The sequence below is a fragment of the Alteromonas sp. CNT1-28 genome, from assembly GCF_022348345.1.
Classification (GTDB): Bacteria; Pseudomonadota; Gammaproteobacteria; order Enterobacterales; family Alteromonadaceae; genus Alteromonas; species Alteromonas macleodii.
Window position 1 is genome coordinate 17920 of the sequence record NZ_JAKREZ010000006.1, and the last position, 12093, is coordinate 30012.

At 46.8% G+C, this 12093-nt stretch carries 9 protein-coding genes; 1 reads left to right on the forward strand and 8 read right to left on the reverse strand.

Translation table 11 applies throughout. The annotated features are described in order from the left end of the window. Positions 1-24: 24 nt before the first annotated feature. From MHN02_RS04890 to MHN02_RS04925, 8 genes are all read right to left on the reverse strand, one after another. Positions 25-603, reverse strand: a complete 579-nt coding sequence (locus MHN02_RS04890; RefSeq protein WP_014978237.1) for a YqaA family protein — start codon at positions 601-603, stop codon at positions 25-27. Then, on the reverse strand, positions 600-1235 hold the full coding sequence (locus tag MHN02_RS04895) for a protein-L-isoaspartate(D-aspartate) O-methyltransferase (RefSeq protein WP_014948160.1): 636 nt from the start codon (positions 1233-1235) through the stop codon (positions 600-602). Before MHN02_RS04895 ends, MHN02_RS04890 begins: the two co-directional genes overlap by 4 nt. Before the next feature lie 80 nt (positions 1236-1315). Beyond that, entirely contained in the window at positions 1316-2401 is a 1086-nt protein-coding gene (gene truD, locus MHN02_RS04900; protein ID WP_239244862.1) for a tRNA pseudouridine(13) synthase TruD, read from the reverse strand. Then, a complete protein-coding gene (gene ispF / locus MHN02_RS04905) occupies positions 2398-2871 on the reverse strand; it encodes a 2-C-methyl-D-erythritol 2,4-cyclodiphosphate synthase (RefSeq protein WP_014948162.1) in 474 nt (157 codons plus the stop codon). The genes truD and ispF overlap by 4 nt, the downstream gene beginning before the upstream one ends. After that, positions 2871-3632: a 2-C-methyl-D-erythritol 4-phosphate cytidylyltransferase gene (gene ispD / locus MHN02_RS04910; RefSeq protein ID WP_156077854.1), complete on the reverse strand. Its 762-nt coding sequence runs from the start codon at positions 3630-3632 to the stop codon at positions 2871-2873. Before ispD ends, ispF begins: the two co-directional genes overlap by 1 nt. A 5-nt stretch (positions 3633-3637) precedes the next feature. Next, positions 3638-3928, reverse strand: coding sequence for a cell division protein FtsB (gene ftsB / locus MHN02_RS04915; protein ID WP_014948164.1), 291 nt, complete (start codon positions 3926-3928; stop codon positions 3638-3640). A 99-nt stretch (positions 3929-4027) separates the two neighbouring features. Further along, positions 4028-5743, reverse strand: a complete 1716-nt coding sequence (locus MHN02_RS04920; RefSeq protein WP_039224435.1) for a TIGR03545 family protein — start codon at positions 5741-5743, stop codon at positions 4028-4030. Positions 5744-6087: 344 nt separating this feature from the next. Next, positions 6088-7710, reverse strand: coding sequence for a methyl-accepting chemotaxis protein (locus tag MHN02_RS04925; protein ID WP_239244865.1), 1623 nt, complete (start codon positions 7708-7710; stop codon positions 6088-6090). A gap of 445 nt (positions 7711-8155) precedes the next feature. Here MHN02_RS04925 and putA point away from each other — a divergent pair, with 445 nt between their 5' ends. Beyond that, positions 8156-11953, forward strand: a complete 3798-nt coding sequence (gene putA / locus MHN02_RS04930; protein ID WP_239244867.1) for a bifunctional proline dehydrogenase/L-glutamate gamma-semialdehyde dehydrogenase PutA — start codon at positions 8156-8158, stop codon at positions 11951-11953. Positions 11954-12093 lie beyond the last annotated feature (140 nt).

The window sequence follows — 12093 nt, forward strand, 5'->3', positions numbered from 1 at the left end:
ATGTGAAGGTGGGGCCTACGCATGTCATCGCAATAGTAAATAAGCGAATATTGCGAGGATGACTACTCCCCATCCAAGCACTTCTACATACTGCCTTAGCTTTTGCTCCATGGCTGCGCCCCCCCAGCGCATGAGTGCTGCGACCAAAAAGAAGCGTGCGCCTCGACCAACAGCTGATGCCAGTACAAATGGCAAGAAGGCCATTTGCAAGAAGCCAGCACTCACAGTGAAAATTTTATAAGGGATAGGTGAGAAACCAGCAAGAAAAACTACCCATACGCCGTAGTCTTTAAACCACTGCATTGCCGTGTCTATTTTGTGGGTATACCCCCAGCTCTCGATAAGCGGAGCCAGCCAAGCATCAAAAGCAAAGTAACCAAGCCAATAGCCAGCAATACCGCCCAAAATCGACGCGATGGTCGTAATAAAAGCGAACTGCCATGCTCTAGTAGGCTGGGACAGTGCCATTGGCGCAAGCATTACATCAGGTGGAATAGGGAAGAAAACCGACTCTGAGAAGCTTAACCCGCCCAAATATTTGGTTGCGTGACGATGTCTCGCCCAGCGTAACGCCATGTCATAACATGGCTCAAAAAGCTTCACATTAGCTCTCCTGCTACAAGGGGAACAAATCGGACCGATTCAATGGTCGATGTTTTTAGTTCACCTTCAATCCTATCAATACACAGTAACGATTGTTGCTCGTTACCTACGGGAATAATCAACCGCCCGCCTTCTTTAAGCTGATCGCACAAATCCTGTGGAAGACTTGCAGCGGCGGCGGTGACAATAATGGCATCGTAAGGGCCCTTGGACGCCCAACCTTTCCAACCATCGCCGTGTTTCATTGCAATATTGTGAAGGTCGAGCTGATTCATTCGACGTTTCGCTTGGAACTGCAATGATTTAATACGTTCAACACTGAATACTTTGGCAAAAAGCTGCGCAAGAATAGCGGTCTGATAACCTGAACCCGTGCCTATTTCTAACACTTTCTCGGGTTTATTAGGGCTATCTAGCAGCAACTCTGTCATTTTCGCAACAATATAAGGCTGCGAAATGGTTTGGCCTTGACCTATTGGCAATGCCGTATTTTGATAGGCCTTATGTTTCAGCGCGTCGGGTAAAAAGCTTTCCCGCGGCGTACCAGCAATGGCGTTCAATACTGCTTGCGAACGTATTCCCTCGTTATAAAGCAGTTGTGCTAACGCGTCTCCTTTTCTAGAAGCTCTCATGATGTTGCGTACTTTCCTTTATTCTTATCCACAGCCACGCGAGGTTTAGTCTGTTGCGCGCCACGCTTTCTCAATACTCTTTACACCCTGTTAATTGGGGACAAGGTTTCCACGCACTCTCTAAGGACTGAGGTTGCAAAGCAGCCACTTGGAAGCGCAAACGAGATAGTAAATGTATCACCCTTACTCTGCCATTCAAGCTGTGAAGGCCAAATTTTTATCGCGCGACGCTCTTGTTCGAACCCGCACTGGCTTAAAAAGTCGATAACTTCACTATTTTGCTCTGCAACAGATTGCTCAAGTGCTAGTGTGTCAGCTTGCGTAACAAGTTCACCTTTACCCCACAGCGGTGCTGAAGGGCATACGTCTTTGGCATTAAAACGAAGTTGTGCGTCTTGCTGCTGCTCAGAGCCGTCGGAACCTTCGTTGATGAAAAAGCTGTTAGAACCTGAAAGCACCAGCGCGTCGCCGTGAGTGACCTTGTCGAACATGCCTTTTTCTAAGCGTGCAGAAAGCATTTCATTAAATAGCCAGCTGCGCAGTGCAGAAAGCGCCATGGAACGTTTGTTGCGGTGTCTGATGGTTTCACCGTTTACCATTCGCTCGGCCATTACCAGGTTTCCACCGCGTTGCACTTCACCCATGTCATTTAAGCGCATTACGCCAAAGCGTTGTTCGCCGTAATAGTTCGGCACACCGTGCTTTTCAATTTCTTGAAGACGCTCTTCAATGGCCTCAGGATGCAGTACCTGGCGCAAGGTAATCGTAAAGTGATTGCCTTTAAGCTGACCCGTTCGCAACTTTTTATTGTGACGCATTTGCTTAAGCACTTTAACGCCTTCCAGTTCAAAGTTGCTGAAGTCGAAGTCAGGCTTACCCGGCGCATGAATACCAAACCACTGTTGCGTTACCGCGTATTTGTCTTTGCGACCAGCATAGGTAATTTGGCGTAATGGAAGGTTAACGAAACGGGCTAGCTGCTCAGCGACAAACGCGGTATTGGTGTTGGTTTTTTCAATAAATACAAACTGGTGCTCGCCTTCACCACAAGGGGTATAACCCAAATCCTCGACAACTTGAAAATCGTCGGCTTGGAATTTAAAAATACCGGTGGATACAGGTTTTGCGAAATAGTACTGCCAGTGGTCAGTGTGTAAAGGCTTCATAATTTTTCCAGTAGAACAACGGCGTGAGAGGCAATGCCTTCTTTACGGCCTGTATAGCCTAGCTTTTCAGTGGTCGTTGCTTTTACGTTGATGTCGTCAAGCGATACGTTGCAGTCTTGGGCAATAATCTCACGCATAGCAGTAATATGCGGCGCCATCTTAGGTGCTTGCGCCACAATGGTCATATCTGCATTACTTAAGCGGTAACCTTTCTCCCTTACTACATTGACAACGTGACGCAGCAGCACGCGGCTGTCTGCACCCGCGTATGCGTCGTCTGTGTCAGGGAAGTGCTTGCCAATATCACCGAGTGCTGCTGCACCTAGCATTGCATCACACAGTGCGTGTAGTAATACATCGCCATCTGAGTGAGCTAACAGTCCTTGCTCATAGTCGATACTGACGCCACCTATTGTGATGGGGCCTTCACCGCCAAACTTGTGTACATCAAATCCGTGTCCAATTCGCATTATGATTGTGCCTTTTGATTTTTTGCGCTGTGGCTTTGAGCTCTGTAGTTTTGAGCGTTCTGGCCTTGCGCGCTTAATTTTTGCTTAAGATAAAATTCTGCCAAAGGAAGATCGGCCGGATGCGTTATTTTTATATTTGCCGGACTTCCGCTTACCATGGCAACTTTGTAGCCTTCAAGCTCCATGGCAGAGGCTTCGTCTGTGATATTCGCGCCCTGTGATAAACCATTTTGAAGCGCGCGTTTTAGCAATGTTGCTGGAAAAAGTTGAGGCGTTAAAGCGTGCCAAAGACCGTCCCGGTCTTCAGTGTGAGAAATAACATTTGTTGAAGGTCTGACCCGCTTCATGGTGTCACGAACAGGGGTAGCTAGAATACCGCCAGAAACGTTATCACTGCTCATTAATTCGAGCAGTGCGGAAATATCGCTCTCTTCTATACAAGGCCTCGCGGCATCGTGAACCAGTGCCCAATCGTTCTCGCCAAGTGACATAAGCCCGTTCAATACACTATCAGCGCGTTCCTTTCCGCCATCTACAACGCGAATGGGTTTTTCACGTAACCGATATTGATCAAAATACGCGTCACCTGGGCTTATCGCTACGATCACGTCATCGATTAACGGATGCTGTAGCAGCGCGTCAATCGTGTGTTCAAGAATGGTTTTACCATTTAAGGTGAGGTATTGCTTTGGGCGGTCAGCCTGCATTCGGCTGCCAACTCCGGCTGCGGGGATAACCGCAACAACGCGGGGCGATGTCATTTTCTTCACTTAGAATCTGCGGGCAAAATACGGTAGAAGGTTTCTCCCTTTTTGATCAGACCGAGTTCATTTCGGGCTCTTTCCTCAATGGCTTCTAGACCAATTTTTAAATCGCTAATATCAGCTTTAAGTAGGGCATTGCGCTGAGCGAGGTTGGCATTTTGAAGGGCTTGAGAGTGAACTTCTTGTTTTCGGTTGAAGTAATCGGGAATACTATTTTTTCCAAACCATAGCCTGTATTGCAATAGACCAAGCAGTACTATCAATACAATGGGAAGCCATTTACCTTGCAACACAGATTCACCTGACAATGTGGTTAAGCGGAAAAAAAGCAGAGGCTCTTCGCCTCTGCTGTGTCTTATTATGCCGCGAAGCAGCGTCGAGTCAAAGGCGCATTATTCACCTTGGCCCAATTTTCCCTTCAATTTATCAAACAGCTTACTTTTTTGCTGCTCAACTACGTTGTTAAGTTGAGCTTGAAGCAGCTCCTGAAGGGCGGCACTGTCGCCTTGGGCTGCGCTAAGCATACTGTTTACGTCAACAAGCTCGCCTGATAGCAATGATTGTTCGTTACTTATCATGCTGTTGAGTTTGTTGTTTAGTTCATCCAGCTTGTCTTTTTGGCTGGCAGTAAGCTGTGAAAGCGCCGCTTTAGCCAGCTTATTATCCAGATCAGACTTAATGTTAAAGCCAGGGTCTGAAAGCGTGCCGTCTAGCAGCATCGTCATGTTTAGGCTGGTTAACGTTTGCAGTGCCTGCGCAATAGCACTGGTGATATCACTGGTGCCAGTTGCTTCCATAACGAGCTGCTGAAGGTCAACTTCGCCCGTACCGGTAAGCATGTTATCAGTGACTTTCATCGATCCATTGGTTTTCATCAGCGCTGATTTAAGCACCGCATTTAGTGTTTCATTACCGCTAAATGAAATGTTAGACATATTCACACCGGCTAGCTGCCAGACTTGGCTAGCGTCAACCCCGTTGCCGTCAATCCAGAATTCACCGCTGGAAGTAAACGACTTTAGTAACTCGCCCGCTGCTTCAATAGTAAAGGTGGTGGGGTTACCGAATACTTCGTGAACGTTTGTAATGTTGTTCCATTTGCTGGTGATAGATTCATTTTGCCAAAGCACTGATACATTGGCTTCTTTCACCAAAATCGACGGCACTTCAGTCGGTGCTTCACTTTTTTCTTCACCTTGAATGAGCGGCATAACAATTTGCATTGCTGCCATAAGGTACTCAGTGTATTCCGCCGCTTTGTCGCCAAACACAAAGTAAGTGACTTGAGAAAGTGCCGCTTGGTCACCTGCAATTACCCCTTTTAGCAACGCGTAATCTTCTTGTGGCGCTTTCTTAAGTGCTTCAACACTTTCACTAAGGGCTTGTTTGGCATCGCTCGCTTTTTCCGTGAAATTGCTAATAAGCGCGCGGTCTGCCTGCATTTCTTCTTTCAACTTATCAAAAGAAGACTTTGCCTGTACCAAGGCTTGAGGGTCTTTGTAGTTCGTTTCTTTTAGCTGGGCTACCTGCGTTTTGTAGTACTCAATGCGCGACTTATCAGGTAGAGATTCATAGTCGTCTTTCAAACCTTTTCCATAGGTTTCGTAGGCAGACTTTGCATTTTCAATGGCAGCAGTGGTTTTTAGTGGATTGCGGGCGAGAAGTTCGTCAACCGTAGGCACGGCTTCTTTGGCTTTTGCTTTAATTTCGTCAAATGACAGTGAACGTTCTGGAACGCGATACACTTCACCTTCAGACTCGCGCTGTGTATCGAACTGCACTTTCAGTAAATCAAGATTGTTTACGATAACTTGATCATCTAACAGTGGCTTTAGCTCAACGTCTGCATGAGCTTCGCCTACAAAAACTTGGTTGTGAGTAGGCTTTGTGGGGTTGGTGAGTGCAATACCTTTCAGCGTAACAGTTGTTGGAAAAAGAGAGTGGTCGAACTCGTCGATATTCACTTCTGCTCCATAGGATTCGCCCAGCTTGGACTCAAGAATAGATTTGATGATGGTATTGGCGAACAGGAAATACACCAAAAATAGCAACACGAAAAAACCGACAACCCATAATAAAATAGGCTTACCCTTTGAACCACTGCTCATATTCAACTCCTTGATTTTTTGCGCGTCTGGCTTTTATTGCGCATAAGTCACTACTTTGGTGGCTAGTATATCGCTCAATAAAAAGTAATCGATTAACCGCCACTTATGGTGCCTCTGAGTGTAATGCACTCAGGTCTTTTCTTCCATACGCAGAAGGTAGGTGTATTGATTAAACCATGTGAGCTTTTAAACAACTTGACGTAAGAGAAGCAAAATTCGGCAAAGTTTACTTTTTTTTTAAAAGAAAATTACCCTGAGCTATGGAGTGGTAGCAGTAGTAAAGTGAGCCTGCTTCTCAATGCTTTGCAGCAAAGCGCAGCAGGCTCGTTGAAATGTAAAATGCTTTAAAGCTTAAAGCGGTTCGCAATGTCCATTATTGCTATACAGCTTGCGCGTAACGCCTGGCTCGCAGCTGCTAATTCATCTGCCGTTCTCAAGCTACTATCAGCAGCACCCGAAAGCGCATTGATGCGCATATTCGCTTCGGTAGCGGCTTCTGCTTGCTGCTCGGTAGCCCGCGCTATTTCGCTACTCATATCTGCAATTTCAGTCATTAAGCGATCAGCTTCTTGCAGATTTTGATTCGCCTGTATAGCGTTGTCTACCGTTTTGGTTGACGCTGACTGGCTTACTTTTACTGCATCTACTGCGCTTTTGGCATTACTTTGCAGCTTTTCTATCATCGCTTGGATTTCATCGGTACTTTGTCCGGTTCGACTTGCCAGTGTACGCACTTCATCAGCTACGACGGCGAAACCTCGTCCTTGCTCGCCAGCTCGCGCTGCTTCTATAGCAGCGTTAAGCGCCAGTAAGTTAGTTTGTTCGGCAATGCCGCGGATTACATCAAGTACAGCACCAATGCTTTCAGTCTGCGCAGCAAGTTCGGTAACAGCGCTACTTACGCTTTCAATATCAGAGGTAAGAGAGCGTATATCGTTTACGGTACTATCCACAACCGAGGCGCCGTTTTGCACGTTACCCCGCGCGCTGCTGGTACTTTTTTCTGCAGAATCTGCGTTATTGCTAACCTCATTTATCTGCGTTGTCATCTCTTCCATGGCAGCGGCAACTTGAAGCATATTTTCATTTTGCGTCTGTGCCTGAGCGTTACTATTTTTACTTGATGTTTCTACAAGTTCTGCTTGCTGGGTCAGTGAATTAATATTCTCACGGATCCCCAACAGAGAATGGCGCATTTTTTCGGTATATTCATTAAAGTAGCGTGCCAAACGCGTTACTTCATCTTGGCCAGTTTCAGGCAACGAGCGGGTAAGATCACCTTCTCCTTGTGAGATATCCTTCATTCGCTCACTTACTTCTTGAACCGGTTTCACTATGCTGCCGCCAATCACATAAACAAGCACCACAACTAGCACTATGCTAACCAGACAAAACACCGCAATCACATTGCGAAGATGTGCAAATTCTTTTTCAAGATTGGTAAGGTAGATACCAGAGCCCACTGTCCATCCCCACGGCTTGAATTCTTTAACGTAGGAAATTTTGTCGGTAGGTGACTCTTCACCGGGAAGCGGCCATACATAATCGACAAAACCTTCACCTTTCGAGTTCACTTTTTGCGCCATTTCTATAAAGAAGGCTTTGCCGTTCCCGTCTTTAAAGGTTCGTAAATTTTGACCGTCAAGGGCGGGCTTGATGGGGTGCATAACCATAGATGGCGTTTGGTCTTGGATCCAAAAGTAGTTGCTGCCGTCGTATCGTAGTGCTTTGACGGCCTCTAACGCCTGTTGCTTAGCGGTTGCCTCGTCTACGTCGGTGCGCGCCGCGAAGCTACTAAGCATGGTATGAACCACCTCGACCAGGTGCTGATTTTCATCATAAGACTTTTGCTTTAATGCTTCGTAGTGCCTGTTTAAAACAACGGCAGTAAGAAGTACAAATAATAGCGTAATTAGGGCAACGATAATGCCCAAACGTTGAATTAAACTGAATTTTCTTAACCACATCGGCAAATACCTATCTATTTGTATTTTTGTTTTTTTAAAGTGTAGACGGTTTTTTATTAACCGCTTTTTATTACGATTAAAAATACACCATATATAGACCAGCTTTACTACGACTTTAGAAGCAAATCGCTCACCGCTTTTGTACTAAAAAATAATGCGGTATCAACAGGCTAAAAAATGTCATCTAACGCACTGAATACGTAGCTTGACAGAGAATCAAAAAAACTTTGCTGGTAGGGGCTTGGCAGGGCGATTTTGTGTGCTACCATCCGCGCAAATTTGGCACTGTCGTGATCTTCATCCAAAAGTATAAAGTTAAAAGAAGAACGACAGGTCAACGCAGGGTTTCGACTTTGCTTGTTTTTTAGCCGCTTCCATGTAACCGTGAGCAGTCTTACACGGCGGGAACGCTTTTTGTTACAGCTATTTCTATGAAAGGGTTGCAATGCTCATTAACGACACACTTCATACAACTTCACCCCTACGCCAGCGTATAAGAGACTACTATCGCATTAGTGAGTCGGTGGCTGTGGATCAAATCCTTCCCATTGCCGAGGTAAACCCACGTGCACGAAGCCGTGCATGGGAACGCGCACGAAAGATGGTGCTTCAAATTCGCCGAGAGCAAGAAGGGCACGGTGGTGTTGACGCATTATTAAATGAATACTCGCTATCTACAGCAGAAGGTGTGGTATTGATGTGCTTGGCTGAAGCCTTGCTGCGTGTTCCAGACAAAGCCACTCAAGATGAGCTTATTCGTGACAAACTGTCTCAGGGACAGTGGACACCTCACTTGGGGAATTCAGAGTCGTTATTTGTTAACGCATCGGCGTGGGGCTTGTTGTTTACGGGCAACATGGTGAACTATGCCGACAAGCGCAAGAAAGAACAGTTTGGCTTATTAAAACAAACCCTTGGCCGCTTGGGTGAACCTGTTATTCGCCGCGCCATGAACATTGCGATGCGCGTTATGGGTCGTCAGTTCGTTATGGGCGAAACCATTGAAGATGCGGTAGATCGCGCCAAAGAGAAAGAAACCAAAGGGTACGTATATTCTTACGACATGCTAGGCGAAGGCGCACGCACTATGCGCGACGCTGAGCGTTACTACGATGCATACGTAAAAGCAATAAAAGTAATCGGTAAAGCGGCTAACGGACGCGGTCCTAAGCGTTCACCGGGGATCTCGGTAAAGCTTTCTGCTATTCACCCACGCTTTGAATTTTCTCACCGCGAACGCGCCATGGCAGACATTCCGCCGCGCTTGAAAGCGCTGTGTATGATGGCGAAAGAATACGATATCGGTTTAACCGTAGATGCGGAAGAAGCAGACCGTCTAGAGCTTTCTCTAGATATTATTGAAGCTGTATTTCGCGACGAAGACCTGAACGGTTGGACAGGCTTTGGCTTGGCCGTACAGGCCTACCAAAAACGCGCAATCCACGTTATAGAGCACTTACGTGAACTTACCCTAGAGGTAGGTCGTCCGCTAATGGTGCGTTTGGTTAAAGGCGCTTATTGGGATACTGAGATTAAGCTTACTCAACAAGCGGGCCTTGAAGAGTTCCCTGTATTTACCCGTAAGTCGTCAACAGATGTGTCATACCATGCCTGTGCGAACCGTCTACTTGAGTATCGCGACACCATTTACCCGCAGTTTGCGACTCACAATGCCTACACAGCGTCTGTAATTGTTGAGCTTGCTGGTGACGACAAAGAAGGTTTTGAGTTCCAGTGTTTGCACGGTATGGGCGATACTCTTTACGATCAGGTGGTAACACAGGATAAAATTCAGTGCCGTGTTTATGCACCTGTTGGTGAACACGAAGACTTATTGGCCTACCTTGTACGTCGTCTTCTTGAAAACGGCGCGAACTCGTCGTTTGTAAACGCCATCGTTGACGATGAAAAACCGGTTGAGTCTTTGCTTGAAGATCCGGTAGAGAAAACACAACGCCTGAAAGTACGCTATAACAAGTTAATCAAAACCCCACGTGGGCTGTATGCGCCAGAGCGCGATAACTCGCGTGGTCTAGACCTTACCGACACCAATGCGGTAACGGCGCTTAAACACGAACTTGAACGCTGGCAGGATTACTACAAAGTGACCGGTGAAGTGCCAGAAGGTGCGACAGCGGTACTTAGCCCAACTAACCACAACGACGTTGTAGGTTATCACCATTACGCTACGCCTGATGATATGCGCAAAGCATTAGATGAAGCCGAAGCTGGGTTTGAAGCATGGTCTAAACGCGATGTAAGCGAGCGCGCTGAAATACTTAATCGAACAGCAGATGCGCTTGAGCGCCACATGGCAGAACTTATCGCTATCTGTATGCGTGAAGCCGGTAAAGTAGCGCAAGACAGTATTGATGAAGTGCGTGAAGCCGTTGATTTCTGTCGCTACTACGCGGCGCGTGCAGAAGAGCTTGCTGAAGATCAACGCTTACTTCCTCGTGGTGTTGTGCTTTGTATTAGCCCGTGGAACTTCCCACTAGCCATCTTCTTAGGCCAAGTGGCAGCGGCACTTGTAACAGGTAACACGGTTATTGCTAAGCCTGCTGAACAAACCAGCATTATTGCGCAGCGTGCGGTAGATATTATGCACTCGGTAGGCCTGCCTGAAGATGCATTGAAACTTATCGTATCGCCAGGTAAAGAAGTGGGCGAAACCCTTCTGCCAGACGAGCGCATTAAGGCGGTAATGTTCACAGGTTCAACGCAAACCGGTACGTTAATTTCTCAAGTACTTGCGGAACGTGGTGGCGAACAGGTGCCATTAATTGCAGAGACGGGCGGTCAAAACTGTATGATTGTTGATTCAACTGCACTGCCAGAGCAGGTAGTTGATGATGTGATCCACTCAGGTTTCCAAAGTGCCGGTCAGCGCTGTTCAGCACTACGCGTTTTATTTGTGCAAGAGGAAATTGCAGACGATCTGATCGAAATGCTAACCGGCGCCATGAAAGAGCTTACCGTTGGTGACCCAACGCAGCTTGCTACCGATGTTGGCCCTGTGATTGACGAGAAGGCGCTTAAGAGCCTGACCGATCACCAAGAGTACATGGAAGATAAAGCTAAGCTGCTTTATCGCAATGAAATGCCAGCAGGCTTTGAAAACGGAACTTTCTTTGCGCCGACCTTGTATGAAATCAAGAACATTGATGTGCTTGAAAAAGAAGTGTTCGGCCCTGTGGTGCATATTGTTCGCTTTAAGTCGAAAGACCTTGATAGTGTGCTAGAGCAAATCAATGGCACAGGTTACGGCCTAACTATGGGCATTCACTCGCGTATTGAAGAGCGTGCTAACGAGCTAGCAGCTAAGAGCCGCGCGGGTAACGTGTACATTAACCGCAACATGATTGGCGCTATTGTTGGCGTTCAGCCTTTCGGCGGACGTGGATTGTCTGGCACAGGTCCAAAAGCGGGTGGTCCTAACTATCTGCCTCGCTTAATGATGGAACGTGCCACACCTAAGCCATCGCACATTGATGATGTAGACGGCACTGATGCAGCGCTTGTCGGTGATGAGAAGATTGCCGAGCGTGCGCACGTAATGATGGATAAAGCGAAAGCGGTAGAAGTGCAGTGGCGTCATACGCCGTTGAATGACCGTATTTCTATGGTACGTCAGCTTCTGGCAAAAATTGCGAAAGTAGACATTGTTGACGAGCTTGCTGATGACTTGAACCGCACGCTTGCGACGGCGCGTCAGCAGTTAACCAGTGTTGAACGTAAGCTTGCCAAGCCACAAACCCTGCCGGGCCCAACAGGTGAATCGAACAAGCTTTACTTAGAGCCTCGCGGAATCTTGGTGTGTTTCGCCGATAAGGAAGTAACCTTCGAATACTGGTTACTGTCTATTGTGACCGCGCTATCAACGGGTAACCCGGTAGTATCAGTTGTGTCTGAAATCTTCTATGAAGAAGCCGTTGAAATTCAAAACAAGTTTGAATCAACTGGCGCACCAAAAGGCTTATTCCAAGTAGCGCGTCTTGCGCATCTAGATACCTTGCTAATGGATGAAGATTTATCTGGCGTGGTAGTCGACTCTGGTACTGAGCGTACTGCGCGTATTACAGCAATGCTGTCATCTCGCGAAGGCGCTATCTTGCCGGTTATCACAGCAGAATATAACGACAACCTTATTCAGCGTTTGATGACCGAAAAAACCATCAGTATTGATACTACGGCATCAGGTGGTAACACATCGTTGATGACCCTAGTTGAAGATGATGAATAAGCGGTAATACTTGCGGTAAATACCGACTTGTCAAGATAGCGATTTAATTGAGAGCTATCTTCGCAACATGTCATTCAAAGGCCAGCGTTAAGCTGGCCTTTTTAATACCTTATTCCTACCTTTCTCATTTATTTCTAATT